12 protein-coding genes are annotated in these 23601 nt (G+C 31.2%); 10 read left to right on the top strand and 2 right to left on the bottom strand.

Going from position 1 to position 23601, the window contains the following annotated elements; genetic code table 11:
• Positions 1–335: 335 nt before the first annotated feature.
• From kdpF to KPL38_RS19520, 7 genes are all read left to right on the top strand, one after another.
• Complete coding sequence (gene kdpF, locus KPL38_RS20290; RefSeq protein WP_216286403.1) at positions 336–413, top strand: K(+)-transporting ATPase subunit F; 78 nt, start codon at positions 336–338, stop codon at positions 411–413.
• A 67-nt stretch (positions 414–480) separates the two neighbouring features.
• Positions 481–2154, top strand: coding sequence for a potassium-transporting ATPase subunit KdpA (gene kdpA / locus KPL38_RS02285; protein WP_216286370.1), 1674 nt, complete (start codon positions 481–483; stop codon positions 2152–2154).
• A gap of 24 nt (positions 2155–2178) precedes the next feature.
• Positions 2179–4233 carry a potassium-transporting ATPase subunit KdpB gene (gene kdpB, locus KPL38_RS02280; RefSeq protein ID WP_216286401.1) on the top strand — a complete coding sequence of 685 codons (2055 nt, stop codon included), beginning with the start codon at positions 2179–2181 and terminating at the stop codon, positions 4231–4233.
• Between the two features lie 29 nt (positions 4234–4262).
• Complete coding sequence (gene kdpC, locus KPL38_RS02275) at positions 4263–4901, top strand: potassium-transporting ATPase subunit KdpC (protein ID WP_216286368.1); 639 nt, start codon at positions 4263–4265, stop codon at positions 4899–4901.
• A 156-nt stretch (positions 4902–5057) separates the two neighbouring features.
• Positions 5058–5669: a response regulator gene (locus KPL38_RS02270; RefSeq protein WP_216286366.1), complete on the top strand. Its 612-nt coding sequence runs from the start codon at positions 5058–5060 to the stop codon at positions 5667–5669.
• 72 nt (positions 5670–5741) lie between these two features.
• Positions 5742–6836 carry a universal stress protein gene (locus KPL38_RS02265; RefSeq protein WP_216286357.1) on the top strand — a complete coding sequence of 365 codons (1095 nt, stop codon included), beginning with the start codon at positions 5742–5744 and terminating at the stop codon, positions 6834–6836.
• A gap of 33 nt (positions 6837–6869) precedes the next feature.
• Complete coding sequence (locus KPL38_RS19520) at positions 6870–8708, top strand: HAMP domain-containing sensor histidine kinase (RefSeq protein ID WP_216286355.1); 1839 nt, start codon at positions 6870–6872, stop codon at positions 8706–8708.
• Positions 8709–8892: 184 nt separating this feature from the next.
• Here the strand turns inward: KPL38_RS19520 and KPL38_RS02255 are convergent, their stop codons facing one another.
• The gene (locus tag KPL38_RS02255) at positions 8893–10107 is read right to left on the bottom strand and encodes a hypothetical protein (protein WP_216286353.1); all 1215 of its coding nucleotides are present in this window, start codon (positions 10105–10107) and stop codon (positions 8893–8895) included.
• A gap of 368 nt (positions 10108–10475) precedes the next feature.
• On the opposite strand from KPL38_RS02255, the gene KPL38_RS02250 reads away from it, so the two are divergent.
• Both KPL38_RS02250 and KPL38_RS02245 read left to right on the top strand, forming a co-directional pair.
• On the top strand, positions 10476–11156 hold the full coding sequence (locus KPL38_RS02250; RefSeq protein WP_216286351.1) for an N-acetylmuramoyl-L-alanine amidase: 681 nt from the start codon (positions 10476–10478) through the stop codon (positions 11154–11156).
• A 154-nt stretch (positions 11157–11310) separates the two neighbouring features.
• Positions 11311–11697, top strand: a complete 387-nt coding sequence (locus tag KPL38_RS02245) for a hypothetical protein (RefSeq protein ID WP_216286349.1) — start codon at positions 11311–11313, stop codon at positions 11695–11697.
• Positions 11698–11841: 144 nt separating this feature from the next.
• On the opposite strand, the gene KPL38_RS02240 is transcribed toward KPL38_RS02245, so the two are convergent.
• Positions 11842–15249, bottom strand: a complete 3408-nt coding sequence (locus KPL38_RS02240; RefSeq protein ID WP_216286347.1) for an isopeptide-forming domain-containing fimbrial protein — start codon at positions 15247–15249, stop codon at positions 11842–11844.
• 228 nt (positions 15250–15477) lie between these two features.
• On the opposite strand from KPL38_RS02240, the gene KPL38_RS02235 reads away from it, so the two are divergent.
• Entirely contained in the window at positions 15478–23556 is an 8079-nt protein-coding gene (locus tag KPL38_RS02235) for a CLIPPER-2 domain-containing protein (RefSeq protein ID WP_216286339.1), read from the top strand.
• The last annotated feature ends 45 nt before the right edge of the window (positions 23557–23601 follow it).

Here is a 23601-nt window from a genome sequence, read left to right as displayed (position 1 = left end):
TAATAAACATAAGACTAAGGAAAACGGTCAATAATCGATTTAGAACTACGAGTGCTATATATAGTTTGTCCTAATGAGGATAAATAGATGCAAGAATATTTTAAGGAGACTTTAACTAGACTTTAGTAAAAAGCTAATAGGGATTATAATCTCTTTATGCAATATTGTAGTAAACAGTCGAAATTAAAGATTTAGCTTTCTAAAAGGAGGATAAGTATGTTTGATATATTATATTTAGGAATTATAGTAGCTACATATGTAATTTTTAGTTGTTTTGTTAAGTGGTGTCAAAAGCAAGTTGAAGATATTAACAATTAATTTTAGGAGGGTTTCATATGGTCGCACTAATAATAATTATAGTATTGCTATTTTGTTATTTATTTTATGCTCTTTTCAATCCGGAAAAGTTTTAATGACATTTCACAAGGGGAGTTTCCCATTTCTAAGAGTAGGAGATAATTTAACTAGGAGGTCTATTAAATGGAAATTATACAAATCATTATACCGTTAATTCTGTTCGTTCTCATTGTTATCCCTTTAGGGAGATATGTTTATAATGTTATAAGTGGAGAGAAATCTTTTGTTGATCCATTATTTAACAAAATTGATAATTTAATTTTTAAATTTACTGGAATAAAGAAAGATGAAATGACATGGAAAACATATATTCTAGCAATAATAATATCCAATGTTGTAATGTGCTTATTTGCTTATATTATTTTAAGAATACAAAGTTTGCACTTTTTAAATCCTAATAATATAAAATCAATGACTCCAGATCTATCTTTTAATACAGCTGTAAGTTTTATAACAAATACTAATCTTCAAGGTTATGCTGGAGAATCAGGAGTCTCTTACCTAAGTCAGATGGTAGTAATGACATTTTTAATGTTTACATCTGCAGCTACTGGGTTTTCAGCGGCTGGTGCCTTTATGAGAGGAATTATTGGAAGGAAAAAGACACTAGGAAACTTTTTCGTAGATATAACTCGAATAATTACAAGAGTTTTACTTCCATTGTCAATAGTTATTACAGTGGTTTTAGTTTCCCAAGGCGTACCTCAAACTCTTGCTCCAACTAAGACTATAACAACAATACAAAATCAATATCAAGATATTGCAATAGGACCAGTTGCATCACTTGAATCTATAAAACACATAGGAACAAATGGTGGAGGGTTCTTTAATGCAAATTCTGCACACCCTTTTGAAAATCCAACTCCATTTTCGAATTTAGTTGAATTACTTTCTATGATGGCATTACCTGGATCAATAGTTATTGCTTTTGGATTAATGCTTAAGAATAAAAAACAAGCCTGGGTAATTTTTATAGCTATGTCAGTATTACTTGTAATGATGATCCCAGTTATATACATGTCAGAAAGAGCAGGAAATCCAAATTTAGCACATATTGGGTTAAGTCAGGCAATGGGTAATATGGAAGGCAAAGAAGTCAGATTTGGTATAGCAGCATCTGCACTATTTACTACGATTACTACTGCATTTACCACCGGAACTGTGAATACTATGCATGATTCACTAATGCCCTTAGGAGGACTTGTACCATTATGGAATATGATGCTTAATGTTGTATTTGGCGGTAAAGGTGTTGGGTTTATGAACATGATAATGTATGCAATAATCACAGTGTTTATCGCTGGTTTAATGGTTGGACGAACGCCTGAATTTTTGGGTAAAAAAATAGAAGGCAAGGAGATTAAGTTGATTGCACTTGCAATACTTGTGCATCCATTTATAATATTATTTCCATCTTCTGTTTCGCTTTCAACAAAAATGGGACTTAGCTCAATAACAAATCCGGGCTTTCACGGACTTACTGAAACGGTTTATCAATTTACTAGCGCTGCAGCTAATAATGGATCAGCTTTTGCAGGATTTAATGGTAATACAGTGTTTGCTAATACCACAACGGGTATTACAATGCTTCTTGGAAGATATTTATCAATAATAATACTACTAACTGTTGCAGGATCTCTCGCATCGAAAATTGCTGTTCCTGAAACTATGGCTACATTTAGAACGGACAATAGCATATTTGTAGTAATTTTAATATGTGTTGTGATAATAATAGGTGCTTTGACATTCTTGCCAGCACTTACACTCGGACCTATAGCAGAACATTTAATGCTATAGGTCATTAGGAAGGGGCGTGGATATATTATGAGTAAGAAAAAAATTATAACTGGGGATATACTTAAAGATGCTATTAAGGGTTCTTTTATAAAACTAAACCCTAAATATATGATGAAAAATCCTGTTATGTTTGTAGTTGAGATTGGTTTTGTAATAACTTCATTTTTAACGTTTTTCCCATATGTATTTGGTGATTCAGGGAAAAATATTAGAGCTTATAATGGAATTGTATCCCTTATATTATTAATTACAGTTCTGTTTGCTAATTTTGCTGAAGCAGTGGCTGAAGGACGTGGAAAAGCTCAAGCTGACAGCTTAAAGAAAGCTCGCACGGATACTATGGCAAAGTTACTTGATTCTAAAGGAAATTTTAAAGTAGTAAGTGCTGCTGAGTTAAAAAAAGGAGATAAAGTTTTAGTCGAGACTGGTGATTTTATTCCTAATGATGGAGAGGTAATTGAGGGACTTGCATCAGTTGATGAATCTGCAATTACTGGGGAATCAGCTCCTGTACTTAAGGAAGCAGGCGGTGATTTCGGATCGGTAACAGGCGGAACTAAAGTTGTCAGTGACTGGCTTAAAGTAGAAATAACAGTAACACCTGGAGAATCATTTTTAGATAAGATGATTAAGCTTGTTGAAGGTGCGTCAAGGAAAAAGACGCCAAATGAAATTGCGTTAAGTACGTTACTCGTAGCTTTAACCCTAATATTTGTAATTGTTATAGTAACTTTATATCCAATGGCTATTTATTCTAAAGTTACGATACAAATTTCTACTTTTATAGCATTACTTGTTTGCCTTATTCCTACAACTATTGGAGGACTTCTCTCCGCGATTGGAATAGCTGGAATGGATAGGGTAACAAGATTTAATGTAATTGCAATGTCTGGTAAAGCTGTTGAGGCTTGTGGTGATGTAGATACAATGATTCTTGATAAAACGGGAACAATTACTTATGGTAATAGACTTGCAGCTGAGTTTATACCTGTTGGAAAGCATACATTAGAAGATCTCATGCTGCAAGCTTTAATATCTTCAATAAAAGATACAACTCCTGAAGGCAAGTCGATAATTCAGCTTGCTAAAAAGCAAGGAGTTTCAATTAATGAGGTTGATTATAATGAGGCTGAGTTTATAGAGTTTACAGCTCAAACAAGAATGAGTGGTATGGACCTTGCAAATGGAGTCAAGATTAGAAAAGGTGCATCAGATTCTATAATTAAATATATAGAATTGATGGATGGAAAAGTTCCTACAGATTTAGAAGCTGCGGTAACAAGAGTTGCTAGTGCTGGTGGTACACCTCTTACTGTATGCGTGGGCAATGAAATATATGGTGTTATATACTTAAAGGATACTGTAAAACCCGGTCTTATAGCAAGGTTCGCAAGACTTCGAGAAATGGGAATTAAAACTATTATGTGTACTGGAGATAATCCGCTTACTGCAGCAACAATAGCTAGGGAAGCTGGAGTAGATGATTTTGTTGCAGAATGTAAGCCTGAAGATAAAATTAATGTAATTAAGAAAGAACAGGCTTTGGGTAAACTTGTAGCAATGACAGGAGACGGAACAAACGATGCACCAGCTCTAGCTATGGCAGATGTTGGCATTGCAATGAATAGTGGAACAACTGCAGCTAAAGAAGCCGCCAATATGGTAGATCTTGATTCAGATCCTACAAAAATATTAGAGGTAGTAGAAATTGGTAAACAACTACTTATAACAAGAGGTGCATTAACTACTTTTAGTATAGCAAACGACGTAGCAAAATATTTTGCAATTATTCCGGCTATGTTTGCAGTTGGTATACCAAGAATGAATGTACTTAATGTTATGAGGTTATCAACACCACACAGTGCTATAATCTCTGCATTAATATTTAATGCTATAATAATTCCAGCTTTAATTCCTATCGCAATGAAAGGTGTAAAATATACGCCAATGAAATCAGAAGCTTTGCTTCGTCGAAATCTTTTGATTTATGGATTAGGTGGACTTGTTGCTCCCTTTGTAGGAATTAAAATATTAGATTTAGTGATTACACCATTGCTTAGAATTTTAAACTTAAGTTAATCTTAGGTTTTATATGAGGAGAGATAGAAATGAAAGAGATGTTAAAGAAATCAGTATTATTAAGTGTAGTTATGCTTGTTTTATGTGGCTTAATATATCCTCTAGCTATGACCGCAATAGCTCAAGTGTTATTTAATAATAAAGCTAATGGTAGTATGGTTAGTCTTAATGGAAAAGTAGTTGGATCTAAACTTATAGGACAGAGTTTTACAGATAAAAGGTTTTTTATCGGAAGAGTTTCAAGTTCTAATTATAATACCTACACGAAAGCAGATATAAAACCAGATAGCAAAGGTAACATTTCATATGCTGGAGTAACTTCAGGATCTACGAATCTTGGGCCTTCGAACCCTGTTTTAATGGCTAGAGTAAAAAAAGATATGGCAGTTTTTTTAAAAAATCATCCTGGTTTAAAAGCAAAAGATATACCTACTGATTTGTTAACAAGTTCCGCATCAGGACTTGATCCTAATATTAGTCCACAGTCAGCTAAAATACAGGTAGCAGCTGTTTCAAAAGCAACTAATATTAGCTCAAGTGATTTAAATAATATTATAATAAAAAACACAGAAGGAAAAACTTTAGGTATCTTTGGTGAACCAAGAGTAAATGTATTAGGAGCTAATTTAGAGATAGCAAACATATTAAAAAACAAAGGTGAACTTTAATAAAATAACTTTTTATTATATAATATAAAAGATGAAATTAATATGAATAACAAGCCAGACTGAAGAACAGGGCAGTCTGGCTTTAGCTACTATAATTGTTTTGGTGAAAGCGCAAAATTTATTTAAACAACGAAATTAATGAGGTAGGTGGATATTATGAAAAAGGTTTTGGTAGTAGATGATACAAAAAATATAAGAATGTTATTAACTACTTGTCTTGAATTAAAGGGTTATAAGGTTCTTACTGCTGAGGATGGTAAATCAGCTATAGATACAGTCCAAAAGGAAAAGGATAATATAGACATCATTTTTTTAGATATCAGAATGCCAGAAATGAATGGAACAGAGGTTTTAAAGACTATTAGAGAAATTGGGGTTATATGCCCTGTTATTATTATGACTGCCTATGCCACGGTGAAAAACGCAATTGATTGTACTAAACTTGGAGCTGTAGCTTATCTTCAAAAACCATTTTCTCCAGATAGAGTGAGTGCTGTTTTAGATGAAATTTTTAATCCTAAAGAGAAATTTGATGAGAATTTAAAACATTTAGATGAAGAGGGTATTCTAATTTTAAAATCAAAAGAATTATTTGCAAAGGGTAATTTTGAAGGAACGCATAATATTTTAAAAAAAGCATTAGCAATAAACCCTTATAATAAAGAAATTTATCATTTAATAAGTGAAGTAAATAAGAATATTAATAAACTCGATGAAGCAAAGTTGTTTAATGATATTTATGAATTATTTAATGATGCACATATTTAAAGGTTAAATGTTGATAATTAACTATATCAATGATTATATTAACATAGAAAATATATAGGATGTGATAGTAATATGGAAGATTATGAAAAAGGAGTAAAGGGAAAATTAAAAATATATATTGGAGCTGCTCCAGGTGTAGGTAAAAGCTATCAAATGCTCCATGATGCCAATGATATGAAAAAGGGGAATATAGACATTATAATAGGTCTTATAGAAACATATAGGAGAAAGGGAACAGAAGAACAAATGGGGAGCTTAGAAATTCTTCCATTAAAAGAAATAGATTATAAAGGAATTAAACTAAAAGAACTTGATCTAGAGGGAGTTATAGCACGAAAACCAGAATTTGTTGTAATAGATGAATTAGCACACACTAATATTCCTACTTCTAAAAATAAGAAACGTTTTGAAGATGTTTTAGAAATATTAGATAACGGTATAAATGTGATGACAGCAGTTAACATTCAGCATTTAGAAAGTTTAAATGATCATGTTAATAGGATGACTGGAATTAAGGTTAAAGAAACAATTCCAGACAAAATTATTGAGACTGCTGATGAAATTGAAGTTATAGATATAACTCCTGATTCACTTCGCGAGAGAATAAATGCTGGAAAAGTTTATTCAAAGGATAAAATTGATGATGCCTTGCACCATTTTTTTAGAATAGGGAATTTAAATGCCTTAAGAGAGATTACTTTAAGAGAAGTTGCAAATGAAGTTGATGAAAAACTTGTAGTATATAAGAATAAAAAGAGCGTAGAAGGATTAATTGGAGCACAGGAGAAGATTTTAGTTTGTGTTAATCTTAATTTTAATGCAGAATATTTAATTAGGCGTGGTTTTAGAATGGCGAAGAGGTTAAAGGCAGAATTTTATGTTCTAACAGTAAGTAAATCTTATAATCACTCAAAAACGGAGTATAAAAAATTAGAAGAACTAAAAAAGTTATGTGAAAAGCTTGGTGTAAAGCTTAAGGTGGAAAAATCTAAACACCGTGAAAGGCCTATTATTGAGTTCGCTACGGATAATAATATAACTCAGATAATAATAGGACCATCTGCTAGAACAAGATTTCATGAAATTTTAAGAGGTTCTATTGTTAGAACTATAATGAGGGATACCAAATATATTGATGTGCTTGTGGTTGCAGATCCCGTTCACTAAAATACAATTAAAACGTATGTTGAATTTAAGGCGGTGGTTTCTATTAAAACATTAAAAGGGAAAATAGTAACTATTAATGTGTTCTTAGTTTTAGTTATAGTAATGATTGGATTTATTTCAAGCTTTAATGTATATAAATTAGGTGGACAGATAGATGGTTTAATGACAAATAATTATAAGAGTATTAATGTTTCAACTAAAATGACTGAGGTTATAGATATTGAGGATAAAGCAATACTACAATACATATCATTTGAAAATAAAAATTCGCTAAATATTATTTATAATAGTAATAAACAGTTTCACAAATGGCTCAACACGGAAAAAAATAATATTACTGAAATTGGTGAGAAGAATATTACTAATAAAATAAGCGATGACTATTTTTTGTTTTATAAGTCTTTTACAAACCTTCAAGATTACAAAAAAACTCACACGAATATTGAAAATATAGAGTTTTATAATTTAAGAGTTTCAACACTGGCAGGTGAAGTTAAAAATGATTTAGTGGCTTTAACTACTCTGAATGAAAAAGCTATGTTTAAGGGAAGAGATAACACTAAAAGTAATGCATTAAGTGTTTTGTATTTTATACTAGCTATTTCATCTATAGCAGCAATTAGTGGGTTAATAATATCGTTAATATATACTAATAAATTTCTTAATCCTATAAATTTATTGATGGAAACTATAAAATCAGTTAAAGAAGGACAAATTAATAAGCAAGCACCTATAATAAATTCAGACGAGATTGGTATGCTAGCAAAGGAATTTAACAATATGACAAGTAGACTTTATGAATTTGAGCAAAGCACAACTGGAAAGTTGCTTTTAGAAAGAAATAAATCTATAGCAATTGTAAAAAGTATAACAGACCCATTAATAGTTTTGGATGCAAGTTATAAAGTTCAGTTATTAAATAATTCGGGTGAAAATGTTTTTGGCGTATTAGAACAAAATATAATCAATAGTAATTATTTAGAGACCATTAGAAATATGGAATTATATGATTATATTTTTTGTGTCGTTGATAATAAAGTTACTGATACTGAGAAGATAATAAGTTTTCATTTAAATGATAGAACCTATTTTTTCAATGTTTTAGTAACAGTAGTTAATGATAAAGATGATAAAATTAATGCTATAGTGGTGCTTTTAAAAAATATAACCGAATACAAGGAATTAGAAAAAGTACGTACAGATTTTATTGCAACGATTTCTCATGAATTTAAAACCCCACTTACATCTATTATGATGGGTGTAGGATTATTATTTGAAAAAAATATAGGAGTTATAAATGAAAAACAGGAGGAACTTTTAGATGCTATAAAAGAAGAGACGGAAAAGCTTGCGGATTTAGTTAGCAATTTACTAAAACTTTCTAAAATACAATCAAACCAAGCAGTATACGATATAAGACCATATTCTATAACTAAGATTGTGATTGATTGTGTTGAAAATTATTCCATGCAAGCAAAAAACAAAAAGATCATTTTGGATAATAGCATAAAAAAAGAATTACCTAATGTGGTTGTTGATAAAGAGAAGATAATCTGGGTGCTTAATAATCTAGTATCTAATGCATTAAAATACACAGATGCTGGTGGAAAAATAGTAATAGGTGCTAGAATAAATGGAGATAAAATGAAGGTTTTCGTTAAGGATAACGGTAAGGGTATTCCTAGAGAATACCATGAAAAAATATTCGAAAAGTTTGTTAAAATAAATGCATATGATACAGAATTCTTAAGCTCAGGTATAGGGTTATCTATAGCAAAAGGAATTGTTGAGGCGCATGGCGGAATAATATATTGCGAAAGTGAAGTTTCTAAAGGAAGTACATTTACATTTACTTTACCTTTAGAAAAATAGCATCAGAAATTAATGCAAGTTTAACTATAGTATAAAAAATAAATAAAAACATGTGTTGTTTTATTCTTAATATAACAAAAAAATATGCTCCCATTTATTGTAACAGATTAAACAAAGATCTGTTACGATAAATGGGAGCATATCAGTTTAAACTATATAACTTGTACATATTATTTATATTTGATTAATTTAATTCCTTTGGTGCATAATTAACTTCGATTTTTTCTATTTTTCCGTCTTTAGTCATAAAGACAACTTGCTTAAATATTTCTCCATATGTATAATATTTGAAGCTTGAACTATTCTCTACTTTAGTAGGCTTACCATAAGCTGCTGTTATTTGAGCTAAGGTTGATTTTTCAGTAATTCCTTTTGGTAATTCTATAGGAACTACAGCACCGTTATTGTAGTATTCAATGTAAGTAGCAAAACAGTATTTTAAAGGTTGAGCTGTGTCACTATAGTTTGTAATCTGAGTTCTTAGTACCTGATTGTCTTTTCTTAATTCAACGCCTACGGCACTGGATTTTGCAGCAATCACTGCTGTATTGTCTGATTGAAGTACCCAACCATTTTTTACGAGCTCAGTAACAGGTATTGGAAGTTTATAGTAATTTCCAGCATATTTCACTTGAAAGGATAATAAATCTTTACCTATACTTGAAGGAGCTTTGTAACTTTTGACTACGGAAGGAAGGCCAGTAGTAGCAGATTTAGTTTCTGTTTTTGTTGGCGCTGCTAAATTTTCTAGTTTAATAGAATATACTTTTTTAGTTTTATTATCAATTGAAATTTCATAATTTGAATATGTACCTGATGTATATGTTAATTTAAGCAGCGTATCACCTTTATATTCAGTTGAGGCTTTACCATATGCTGCAATTACTTGATCATATGTAGAACCAATAGTAATTCCTTTTGCAATGGAGATGGTTGTTCCTTTTTTTGCACCGTAAGTATCTACTGTAATCTCACCAACATGACATTTTGATAGTGGTGAAACATTCATTCCGAAATTTGCTATACTAATCATTAGCGTTTGTTCACCATTTTTAAGTGTTTCTATTTTATATTTATTTGGTGCCAATGTATCTTTAGCAAATTCATCTTCTCCTACCCAACCATTTTTTTCAAAGTTAGAAAATGCACTTGGAAGAGAATATTTGATACCATTTAGAAGTACCTCATATTTATATAAATCAGTGGATATAGTTGCTGAAGTAGTTTTCTTAGTAGTATCTGTTTTTGCTGTATCTGTCTTTGTGGTAGCTACAGCCTCGGTCTGTTCTTGGGTAGGCTTAGGTACTACTTTTTTAGCAGCTGGTTTTGAGCAAGCTGCAAATGACAAAACTGGTACAACTAGGGATAATAACAACATTATGGATTTCTTAATTTTCATTAGTAACATCCCTTCATTCTTTTTTATTATTTAAGAAAGAGGCATAGTTATAATCGTATTTGTTTCGAAGATAGACTTTGACAAATACGATTCCACATTTTGTGGTGAACAAGTTCATATAATCATGTACTTTCTTATAGATAATATTGTATAAGCAAACTACTTACTATATTACCAAAGTAAATCATTATATACAAGTAGTGTAAAAACGTGAATATGTTTATAATATTTACTTATAAAATACATATTTGGTTATAATTTAAATAGAAGAATAATTTTGTAAATAGGAATATTTTTTATAAAATTATGCACAAAATTTCATTGTGGCATATATATCTATTGGAAACACAATGAGAGGAGTGATTAACTTGGCTAGATTATGTTTTGATTACGGACATGGAGGAAAAGATGGTGGGGCTTGCTACAAGGCAAGAAAAGAAAGTAATGATGTATTAAGTTTAGGCAAAGCAATAGCTGTTGAAGTTAGAAAGTGTGGAATTACTGTAGATGAAACGCGAAGGAGTGATGTTGCGGTAAGCCTTAGCGAAAGAAGCAATTTTGAAAATAAAAATGCTTATAACTATTTTATATCATTTCATAGAAATGCTTTTCAGCCAGAGAAAGCTAAGGGAGTTGAGACTTATACTTATTTAAATCAAGGAGCAAAGGCTAAAGTTCTTGCAGAGGGAATACAAAGTTCACTTGTAGCATTGGGTTTTGTAAACAGAGGAGTAAAGACAGCTAATTTTCATGTGTTAAGGGAAACCAAAGCACCATCAGTGTTAATTGAAATAGGATTCATTGATAATACAGACGATAATAATTTATTTAATAAAAAAAGAAATGAAATTATAAAAGTATTAGCAAAAGTTATTTTGGACAAGGTTGGTGTTAAGTATGTTGAACCTTTAGTGCCAACTCAAACAGAGATTGGACAAGCTATTTATAGAGTTATGGAAGGTTCTTATTCGGTAAGAAAGAATGCTGAAAACCAAGTTCAAAAATTAAAAGCAATAGGTGTTGATGCAAAAATTATGATATTTAAATAGTGGATTAAATGTGCCAAGTCGATAGTTAAATAACTATCGACTTGGTACATTTTTGCTTAATTTTATAAGCGTTTAATAATACTCGGACAAGACATATGGTATATGTTTATATGCAGTTAGGAAGGCTATAAATATATGAAAGGAAGGGACATCAATGTTAAACAATATAAAAAAAGGGATGATACCACTTATCTTAATTAGCTTAAGTATTTTTTCAGGTTTCTTAGGAACGATAACTGTAATGGCTGAAAAAAATAATAATATAATGAAAAGTTCGGCTGTGAATATTAGTCGTGATAAACTAACTGATTATGAGATATCTAAAGAAAAGGGTTTAGAAATAGTAAAATCTAAAGTGAGACTTGAACCGGACTTACATATTCTTTATGACTCAGAAAGAAATATTAAGGGCGTAAATTATCATTTATACACGGTAAACACAAATGAATATACATATGATGAATATGCTTATTGTGTTGATGTAAATAGTGGAAAGCTATTTAAATGTCTAAAAGATATGACACTTTTGCCTATAGGTTAATATAAGACATTATAATTTAAATTGGTATTGGTAAAACATATCATAAGGTGAAGTATATTTTAGCATTCAATAATAAAAAACACTCTAATTTAAAAATCAGAGTGTTTTTTATTTTAGAGAATTTTACAATATAATCTTATCTTATTAATTAGGGTCTATATTTAATACCGCTTTTTCTGGAAATGGAGAAGTTTTAGATCGAGCCGTTATTACAAAATCATATCTTGCACCAAGTGGTGATGTTATCGGAATAAGGGAAGTAATAGTTATGGTCCTCAAAGCAGATGGTGCAAGGTTCTTCATTATATCTAAATCAGCAGAATAGGGAATATTTGCGGAGATATCTGCTATTTTGATATTATCTATACTTAGAGTATATGGAATTGATACAGCGTTAATTTTTAAAGTATAATCATCATATCCACCACCGGTATTTTCAAATAAATTTGCCATAGTGGCTATATATCCTGGCTGAGTTACTTGGAAGGATGTTGAATCATTTATCTTATTAGATGTTGGTAAAAGTGATACTCCAGGAGCAAAACTAAAAGTAAGTGCATTACTCTTCTCACCACTGTAAACTTTCGTTGAGATGTCATTATAGTATTGTACTGCAACAGCTTGAGTTGTAATTGTACTACCTGATTTAAGGTTTGGCACGGGAGATACTGTAAATGAAATTAGACCTGAAATTCCTGGACCTAAACTTGGTATTGATACAACTATTTTTTTATTAACGCTGTCATAAGATGCGCTACATAACAGCGTAGTATTAATAGAATTAAAGAAAAAATTATTATTTAATGGAATGTCAACTTTACCATTTACAAGAGAAATAGAACTATTATTTAAAAATGTTAAAGTAAATTCCATAATAGAATTAGTATTTATATTTCCATTTTGAGTATATATTATAGAAGTAGTGAGATCTTTTGCGCTTAAATTTAAAACTATATTAGGGTGATTTATTGTTACAGAAAGATTCTTACTTATGGTAATAAAAGCTCCACTTAACTTTTGTTTATATAGAACTTGGTAATTGTTTGTTTGAACCGAGGTTGTAGCTCCAATGGTTTTATTAGAATTTGTGATTTTACAAGTTAAAATATAGGTTATTGTCTTTGACTGGTTAAGACCATCTATAAATCCTTCACTAGGAAAAGTCACAGAAGTTCCTGACACAATTGGAGTTATAACAATACCGTTTCTGTAGGCTGGGCCGGTATAACTTTGTCCACCACTAGGTAAAACATCTTTTACAAAAGCATCATAAACTAAAGTCCCTTGTGGAATGGTCATAGTAATAGTATAGGTGATTATTGAATTAACCTTGAATAAAGAAGAATTATTTGATTTTGTTAGAGTAATAGTTGGTGAAAGTATAGTGACTGAAGCACTTTTATTTTGATTTGTATATTGATAACTGGTTGGGTCATCTTGCTGCGAGTATGGATTTGTATTTGTTGCCGTTGTTATAATAGTAATGCCTGGCGCAAGATTATTATTTATAGTAACATTATAATTTAATGTTAAACTTTGTCCTGGGGCTAGTTTGTTTATATATAGTTGAATTCCAAGTGCATCTACATAAGGAGTTTTATAGCTACCCGTTCCAGTAATATTAATAGAACTTTGATTAATGGTAAACCACTCGGACAAACTATCTGTAAGTTGAAAGTTGAAAGCATCTGTTTCTGTTCCTAAAGTATTTGTATTTGTAATTTTAACAGTGTAGGAATAGATTTCTCCTGCTTTTATAGAAGATGGGTTTGTACCAGTGACCGATTTTGTCAATTGTATATTTGGAGTTCCTATATTTATCAGCACTTGCGATCTACTACTATAAGCGGACCCCTCAGTATTACTTCCACTAAGTTTAAATAAATTATTATTTTGGCTAGGTGACCCTAATATCTTTATTGGAACTTTAAATGTTATCGTAATTAAAGATTTTCCTGGAATATCTCCATAATTAAAGCTTACTCCATGAGGATCAGTTAACAGTGGAGTAAGTCCGAAGGGTTTATATCCAGTAAAAGAATATACAATATTATCTATAGGGTTAGCTGAGAGTGGGAAAAAATCATCTAAGAATACTTGCTTTTGTATAGCTATCAAGGTGCTAGAATCGTAGGTTAATCTATATTCTGCTAAATCGCCTGGTGCTAAAGTATTAAAAGTTTTTGCAACGCCGTTTTGGTAGTAGCCCTTTAAAAACGTTTTTGTTATTTTACCAATACTTATATTACAACTTGCAGATGCATTATCTGTAACGGTGCTTAAAAGTTGAATTAGAGTTCCAGAAATATTTGCAATGCTTCTAAAGTTATCAAACGCAACAACAGGTAATGGTATAGTGCCACTTAATTTATATCTATAATAACTATCTACTTTAGCATTTATTGTTACAGTAGCTTGAGAGTTATTTACAGCTAAGGGGAAATTATAAATCAATTCAAAACCCTTAAGAGTGGGGTTCTCTATTGCAGATGTAGGTGGCGTAGAACTAGATACATAGCTAATTCCATCTGGTAGTAGATAATTAACTACAATATTTTTAATATCATAATATTGACATACAGAATATACATAGGTATATTGTATACTTTGTTGTACATCCGTTGTAACTTTATTTACAGAAGTAGTAATAATTAAATCCATTGCATTAAAACTAACGTCATTACTCACACTATCTTCTGTAGAAATCATAGTAATAAGAAGCTTAAATGTGGTCCCGTGATATATTAAATTTCCTGTATTATCATTGTATTTATTCCATACTGCGTAATTTAAATTTACTATAGTATTACTACTTAATGATAATACTACTCCACCGAAATAAACTTGAGTATATAATTTATTATCAATAAGCACAGTACTAATGGTAGGATTTCTAAAAAGGCTAGCATCAGTACCAGAATTAGATATATTACCTATATACCTAATTCCATCTGGAAGAAGTATAGTTACATTTACTAGTGATGTGCTAATAGTATTGTTAGTTAAATTGCAGCTAGCGGTATATACCTTAGAATAGTCATTTAATAATATAGAAGTTCCTGCACCTTTGAGTACTTTTGAAGGAGTACCAATTGTACTATAAAATCTTACTGCCTTAAAGCTCATTACAATACCGCTAGTAATTTTTTGATTTCCTATATTATAAATACCTCTTGGCATAGTATCTACTTGACAATTTACACTAAATCCATTAAAAATATATCCAAAAGGAATAGTTGTACCATTTATAAATTTTGTTCCTGATTTTACAGTTACATTAAAAGTATAATTAACTTCTAAAGGTGCTAAATCTTTTAAATTTACCCAGGAATAAGAATACCCACCATCAGGAGTTTTTACGGAAGATGTGATGCTTTGAGAAGCAGTACTAATAGTTAATCCATCTGGTGTAGTTATAAATATAGTTAAATTATATAATCTAATGCTTGTACTAAGATTTTTAATACTTATTGTAAAATTAGTTGTCCCACCTAAAATTATTGGAATATTTCCGGTTTTGTCTACAGTAACATTTAAAATATCAGAGGCCATAATATCTCTCCTTAATTTTCGAATAAGCTTTGATTACAATTAATATATTCTCGTTCTTAATTACGGTTCATCTTTAACGACATTTTAGCGACCCAGCAGATGATTAAACTTAAATTGTAACTATATATCATAGATTTCATAACATAATATTGAATAATTTATAATTATTCAATATTATGATATCATCACGTATAAATTACGATGATAATATCAAGGAGGTCAATAAAATTGACACTAATTAATCGTTTTTCAGCCATTGATAAGGCAATTATAAATGCTACTGGCAATAGTTTAGTGATTTGTGGTGATTCAACAACTATAGATGATAACACATCTGATATGATAACAGTCGCTGGCACTACTACAAGAAATTGGGCAGCAGCTGGTAGTAATGGGACTATAAGCATTTTGGGAGATAGCACAATACTTTATGCAGAATTAATATGGTATTCTACGGTTAGATCTGATGTTCCAGGGTCATTAGATGTTAGAAGTATACAAGATAACCCTATAACATTTACTACGCCTCTAGGTATAAATCAGATTTCTCCACAAAATACAGAGAATTATACAGATGCATCTGGTAATATTGATAGATTTAGAAGTACAAATGTAACAAATATAATTAAGGCATCTTTAGGTGGAACCTATATTGTATCAGCTATTCCAACTAGTTTGCCACTATCAGGTCTGTCCTCTACTAGAGCCGGGTGGACATTAACTGTTGTTTATAGAAATGATGTTTTTGTTCCAAAAAAAATAATCTTTTTATCTGGAATAGGGCCTGCTACTAACACTACTCCATTTCAAACAACAATCACAGGATTTGCTACCTCTAGTGATGAAACTGATCTGAAGGGTAATATAATTTTTGCTTGTGCAAATGGACAGCCTCTTAATGGAGTAGAAACTTTAAAAACTGGTCCATCCTTTGCAAATTTAACTGTAGAGGGAAATCCTGTAGGTGAACCAAATCCAAATCCAGGAACTTCTCCAAATAATCCATATAATAGCTTTTTCCCTGGACAAATTAATATCTGTAACCCAATAGACACTAACGTGGGCCTTATTAATATTAGTGGTACAAATGGTAATAAGAATCATGATGGTTTTGTTCCTACTCAAGTTACAGGGGGAAGAAATAAGTGGGATTTAACAAATATAAACTTTAGTAATTCTTTGGTTACAAATCAGAATCAGTTAGCTGTGCAATTAACTGAAAGTGGAACTATTGATGGCGTTATGATTGTTGAGACTGCTACTTCTGTAAATGCAATAGCTCCAGATATAATAGTAGATTTTAATATTTATGACCCAGACGGAAAGAGCACAAGTAAAGTCCAAGTTGGAGAGCAATTAATATATTCAGTAAAAATAAGCAACCTTGGTAAAAGTGCTGCCAATAACTTTATTTTATCTACTATATTAGATTCTTCTTGTTCTTATATTCCAAATTCTTTTACGGTAAATGGGGTAGTAAGTCCAGGAGCGGATATAACAAGAGGTGTTAACATTGGCACCATTGATCCAACTGGAGTTGCAAATGTTCTTTTTTCAGTAAGAGTAAATTCTCTTCCTGTGAGTAAAACCGTAAACGGATATGTAGATTATAATTATTCATTTATATCTGGCTCAGGATCACCTACAACAACAAATTATGGGACAACAAAAGTTATAACTATAGATGTAATTTCAGCAACAATATCCGTAGTAAAAACCTCTTCTACTCAAACTGCTTTAGTTGGAGATAGGATAAATTATACTATTGATGTAAAAAATACTGGTACGGTCCCAGTAACAAGTGTTTTATTTCAAGATATTATAAGTAAGTATAGCTCTTTTGTTACAGGGACTGTATCTATAGATGGAATATCAGAACCAACCTTAGATCCTAACAGCGGATTTTCACTTTCTGATATACCTGTTAGTGGTTCTATAAGAATAATATTTTCTGTAGATATTTTATCATTACCGCCATCAACAATAGTTGATAATTCAACTAGAGTTACATTTACTACTATTAATCCTGCATTCCCATTCCCTATAACAAGAACTATATTTAGTAATATATTACCAATTAAAATACAATTTACAGATATTGTTGCTACAAGATGTACCAGTAATGATTATCCTGAGGTAGGCGAAATTGTTACCTATAACTTAAATTTAACAAATATAGGTAATATAACGGCTACAAATGTAAATGTAATTGAACCACCTGTTTATGGTCAAACATTTGTAAATGGAACAGTTACAATAGATGGTGTACCAAAACCTACTTTAAATCCTTTTACTGGTTTTGTTATAAATTCAATTCCCTCACAGCAATCAACTGATATTCAGTATCAAATGTTAGTAAATGCTATAAATCCCAATAAAGTTATAGAAAATACTGCTAATGTGCCATTTAGATATCAAGTTCAACCAGGCTCACCGGAGATTGATGCAGAAATAAATTCTAATACAGTAACTACAATAGCAAACTTTGTAAAAGTAGATCTTATTGAAACAGTAGATAAACCTTATGCTACAATAGGGGACATTTTATATTACTCAGTGGCGATAACTAATTCAGGAAATATAGATGCTTTTAATACTATATTTTTATCTAGAATACAAAATGGAACCTCTTTTATCCCAAATAGTGTTGCTATAAATGGAGTTATACAACCTGGTTTTAACCCAAATGTCGGATTTAGCGTGGGAACAATATGCTTTGGAAACACAGTTGTAGTAACTTATAAAGCTCTAGTTAATAGTGTTCCAATTCCTAATGTTGTTCTTAACTTTGCTGAGCTTGTTTATTCCTTTAAGCCAGACCCAAATGGTGTTAGTATTACTACAACGACTACAGGTAATACAGTACAAACTATAATTAATGTTGCGAGCTATACTTTTACCAAGACTGTAGATAAAGATTATGCAGTAGTTGGGGATTTCATGTCTTACTCTACGTTTATTGTAAATACAGGTACTGTAACGTTAAGAAATGTTAAATTTGGAGATGATTTGTCTTCCTTTTTAACGTTCTATCCACAAACAGTTTTCATAAATGGAATTAATTATCCAGGTTATGACGTTAGAACCGGTTTTATTATTGGTGATTTAAATCCGGGAGATACTGCTAGAATATCATTTGGGGTAAGCGTAAATGAAGTACCACCTTCAGGGTTTATAGCAAATACAGCAGATACGGTTTATACCTATCAGCTAAGTCCGAGTGGCGAAGTTATAACAGATAGTGCAAAATCAAATGAAGTTAGAACCAATATTGTCAACGGAAATTTAAGAGTTACAAAATCTGTGAATAGAAATTCTGCTACCATTGGTGATACTTTAACTTATTCTTTTAATGTATCAAATATTGGTAATGTAACAGCTACAAATACAAACTTTTTTGATGTTATCCCTATAGGGTCTAGTTTTATACCAGGTACGGTTATAATAAATGGTTTGCCAAAACCAACCTATAATCCAGAGCTTGGATTTACTTTAGGCTCACTTACAGCAGGGCAGGTAGTTTCTTTAAGTTTTAATACACTAGTAAATTTTGTACCATCACCTAATACTCTAATAAATAACGGCTCCGTAATATTTGATTATTTATTTAACCCTCTAGCACCACCAATAAGCAAAACAATAACTAGTAATAATGTTACTACAGTAGTAAATGTTGCTACAGTAACTTTCACAAAAGCAGTAGATAAATTATATGCAACGATTGGTGAGGTATTAACCTACACTTTTCAAGCTACTAATACAGGTACTGTGGATTTAAATAATGTTATATTTAAAGATATAATTCCAAGTGCTGCTACCTTTAATATAAACTCTGTAGTGATTGATAATGTTTCAAAACCTGGCCTTGATCCGAATACTGGTTTTAGCGTAGACAGTATACCACCTAGTGGAGAAAGAGTAATAACCTTTAAGGTTACTGTAGTTAGTCTTCCAACTCCTAACACTATAATTAATAGTGGTACACTATCCTACAGTTATAAGATTAACCCAAGCGGAACAGAATTTATAGGAAATATAACAAGTAATACTGTAACAACCACAATAAATAATGTTACTGTTACAAATACCAAAACTGTAGATAAAATATATGCAACGGTTGCTGATACCTTAACCTATACTTCGGTTATAAAGAATAATGGTAATATTAATTTGATAAATACACTTTTTACAGATTTGACTAGATTAAATACTACTTTCATATTAGGGTCTGTAAAGATTAATGGTCAAGCTCAAGCAAATTTAAATCCAAATACAGGGTTTACACTTGAAACTATAATTCCAAATCAATCAGTTTCTGTAGAATTTAAGGTAACAGTTAGTAGTGTTCCACTTGCTGGTTTTGTAACAAATAATTCACTCCTAAATTACGAGTATAATATAGACCCATCAGGAGTCATAATTATTGGTAATGTAACAAGTAATACTGTAACCACCTTTATAAATTTAGGAAATTTAACTATAACTAAAGCTGCTAACAGAACATTTGCAAGAATAACAGATGTTGTAAAGTACAATTTTGTAATAACCAATACAGGAAACACAGTGTTACAAAATATGTCTTTCATAGATGTTATTCAAGCCGAATCCTCATTTAATACAGGTACTGTGTTTGTAAATGGAGTTAATCAGCCATTATTTAACCCGAATTCTGGTTTTTTATTAAGTGATATAGGAATTGGTCAATTTACAACTATAGAATTCACAGTTACGGTAAACTCAATACCAACTAGTGGAACCCTTTTAAATACAGGTTCTGCAACCTTCTCATACTACGTTGATCCTTTAGGTACCCCAACAACAAAAACAATAACTTCTAATCAAACCACAGTTAATGTTAATGATACTATTGTTTCTGCTACTAAGGCAGTAGATAAAGGTACAGCCAAAATTGGAGATATATTAAATTACTCTTTTATTCTTAGAAACGAAGGCAATACGCCTGCTCTAAGTGTGTTTTTTACAGATTTACTAAATAGTAATATTTTATTTAATACAGGTTCAGTAATTATTAATGGAACTCCTAGCCCACTTGCTAATCCGAACCTAGGATTTTCATTACCTGATTTAGTGGCACTTGGAACTACTACAGTTTCTTTTAACGCTACTGTTTTAACAAGGCCAACAAATAATGTTGTACCCAATTTTGCAACTATAGACTATCAATATAGAATAGATCCACAACAACCATTAATTCCAGTAACAATAACTACCAATACTGTTTTAACCTATATTGCTACTGGTGAAATTACTGTAACAAAATCTGCAAATAAAGTATATTCAACTGTTAATGACACTATAGAATATACAGTTAGTATAAAAAATACAGGTTCTGTTAATGCAACAAATATGTCGTTCAAAGATTTAGTTCCAGGTAGTACTTCATTTATTACTGGATCGGTTATAGTAAATGGTGTAATACAAAACACTTACAATCCAAATGTAGGTTTTCCATTACCTGATTTAATTCCAAATGCAATAAACCTAGTTAGTTTTGCGATTAAAGTAGATTCATTACCAATAAGTGGAACTATCATTAACACTGCTGCAGTAACTTTTAGTTATCAGCTTACCCCTACAGATCCAACAGTAACGATAACTACTAACTCTAACAGTGTAACTACCTTCATTAATTTAGGAAAGCTTGTTATTACTAAATCTGTTGATAAAGATTATGCTACCCTTGAAAATATATTGGCTTATACTATTACACTTCAGAATGTAGGTAGTGTAACAACTTCAAATATTTTCTTCCAAGATATTATACAGGCAAATGCATTATTTAATAGCGGATCTGTGGTTATAAATGGTGTAAGTAGTCCAACGTTAAATCCTAACACGGGATTTAGCCTTGCAGATATAGCAGAAGCTATAATAACTACTGTTTCATTTACTGTAACAGTAAAATCTGTTCCGTTAAATTCAATTATTTATAACACTGCAAATGCAAATTATAGTTACTATATTGATCCTAGCGACCCATTAATAAATGTATCAGACCAAAGTAACACTGTTGCAACCCAAATAAATTTAGGTAAGCTCACAGTTACTAAAGCAGTAAGTTTAGCCTATGCAACGCCTGGTGATACTTTAGATTATACTGTTAATGTAGTAAATTCAGGAAATGTTACTGCGGCATCAGTAAACTTCAGAGATGTTATTCCTACGGGAGCAACCTTTGTAACAGATTCTGTTACAATAAACGGTGTTATTCAGCCAGGCTTAGATCCATTTAATTCTTTTACTTTAGGTACAATAAGTGCCGGTGACTCTGCTATAGTTGGATTTAAAGCTATTGTAACATCTGTCCCAGTGCCATCATTAATTTCAAATATAGCAAATATAACTTTCACTTACAGAATTAATCCAGCAGGACCTGACATTATTAATCAAACTAATAGTAATGTTGCAACTACCCAGATAAATTTGGGACAATTGACACTTACTAAATCAGTAGATAAAACCTATGCCACATTAAATGATATATTAACCTATACTGTGGTTGTAGCTAATACCGGAAATGTTGATGCGCTTAATGCAGTATTTTTAGATAATCTACAATCAGATGTAACATTTAACACAGGTTCAGTAACTATAAATGGTCAAAGTTATGTGGACTATGACCCTAATGTAGGTTTCAATCTAGGAACAATCCCTACTTTGGGAAGTCTAATAGTATCATTTAAGGTAACGGTAACAACGGTGCCTACGCAGATTACGGTACTAAATTATGCTATTACAACCTTCAACTACAAGATTGATCCAAATGGTCAAGATTATACTAAATCAACACGATCAAATACAGTTTTAACCTATATAAGATTTGCTAGTTTAAAATTAGCAAAAACAGTTGACTTAACCTATGCAACAATAGGAAATACCTTAAACTATACAGTCGTTGTTACAAGTACTGGTAATACAGCTGTAAATCAACTATTTTTTATTGATATATTATCAAATGGAGCAACATTTAACACTGGTACAGTAATTGTTGATGACATTCCTAGACCAACTTTTGATCCAATAGTTGGATTTAATCTTCCAGACTTAATTTCAGGAAATACCTCAACAATTAAATTTACAGCCACAGTAACATCATTACCAGTACCGCCTGTGGTTACAAACTATGCTACAGCTAATGGCGTTTATAAAATTGACCCAGCAGGACCTAATTATCAAATAAGTGCTACTTCAAATACTACTTCCACTTCAGTAAATGTAGGTAATATATCTATAGTTAAATCTGTAAATAAATTATATGCGAATGTATTAGACACTTTGACTTATACGAATACAATAACTAATACTGGAAACGTTACTGCATCTAATGTAATATTTACTGATAACCTACAGCAGGAAGTATCATTTGTTGGAGGTACTGTAAGGATTAATGGTGTAGTGAATCCTCTACTTGATCCTACAGTGGGAATTCCTCTAAATAATTTAGGACCAGCTCAGGTAGTTATAGTTGAATTTGATGTAAGAATAGATTCGTTACCATTGCCACCAATAGTTTCAAATACTTCACAAGTACAGTTTAGTTACAAAATTGATCCGAATGGTTCTATTATAATAAAAACTAATTTTTCAAATACAGTAACTACTAATGTTGTATTAGGTCAGCTTACAGCTACTAAACTTGTAGATAAATCTATTGCTACATTAGGAGATATATTAACGTTTACAATTAATACAATTAATACAGGTAATGTTATTGCTAGTAATGTTATGTTTTATGATACACCTTCTGTAGGTGCAACCTTTAATCTTGGCTCAGTATTGGTAAATGGAGTACCTCAAATTAATTTTAACCCAACGGTGGGCTTTAGCCTTGGAGATATTGGTGTAGGTAGGGTGGTAAATGTTATATTTACTGCAACTGTGACTTCTGTTCCGGTAAGCAGTAAAGTGACTAATGAGGCTACTTTAACTTTTAAGTATCTTGTAGATCCTAAAGAACCTCCTTTTAGCAAAACCACATTTTCGAACATTACCACAACGAATATTGCTCTTGGTAAATTAAGTGTAACCAAAGCAGTTGATAAGGCATTTGCAACTATTGGTGAAAACCTCACTTACACTATTGTAATCACAAATATAGGTAATGTAGATGCTACTAATGTAATTTTCTTAGACCCAACACCTGCAAATGTTGTATTTGTAATTGGCTCAGTAACTGTAAATGGAACACCTCAGCCAACCTACAATCCAGCAGCAGGATTTCCTCTTAATACAATTAAACCGGGTGAAATAGTAACGGTGGTTTATAAAGTACAAGTAATAATTTAATATAAAATCAAAATGGCTAACATCAATATACTTTGGTGTTAGCCA

The organism is Clostridium psychrophilum (assembly GCF_018861705.1).
GTDB lineage: Bacteria > Bacillota > Clostridia > Clostridiales > Clostridiaceae > Clostridium_AD > Clostridium_AD psychrophilum.
Note: the sequence above shows the minus strand (reverse complement) of the source record. Positions and strands in the feature narration are given on the sequence as shown.

What these genes read in the sequence shown, in the direction of transcription:
- kdpF (WP_216286403.1), top strand. Translation starts at nt 336, where the DNA reads ATGGTCGCACTAATAATAATTATAGTATTGCTATTTTGTTATTTATTT.
- kdpA (WP_216286370.1), top strand. Translation starts at nt 481, where the DNA reads ATGGAAATTATACAAATCATTATACCGTTAATTCTGTTCGTTCTCATT.
- kdpC (WP_216286368.1), top strand. Translation starts at nt 4,263, where the DNA reads ATGAAAGAGATGTTAAAGAAATCAGTATTATTAAGTGTAGTTATGCTT.
- KPL38_RS02270 (WP_216286366.1), top strand. Translation starts at nt 5,058, where the DNA reads ATGAAAAAGGTTTTGGTAGTAGATGATACAAAAAATATAAGAATGTTA.
- KPL38_RS02265 (WP_216286357.1), top strand. Translation starts at nt 5,742, where the DNA reads ATGGAAGATTATGAAAAAGGAGTAAAGGGAAAATTAAAAATATATATT.
- KPL38_RS02255 (WP_216286353.1), bottom strand. Translation starts at nt 10,107, where the DNA reads ATGAAAATTAAGAAATCCATAATGTTGTTATTATCCCTAGTTGTACCA.
- KPL38_RS02245 (WP_216286349.1), top strand. Translation starts at nt 11,311, where the DNA reads ATGTTAAACAATATAAAAAAAGGGATGATACCACTTATCTTAATTAGC.
- KPL38_RS02240 (WP_216286347.1), bottom strand. Translation starts at nt 15,249, where the DNA reads ATGGCCTCTGATATTTTAAATGTTACTGTAGACAAAACCGGAAATATT.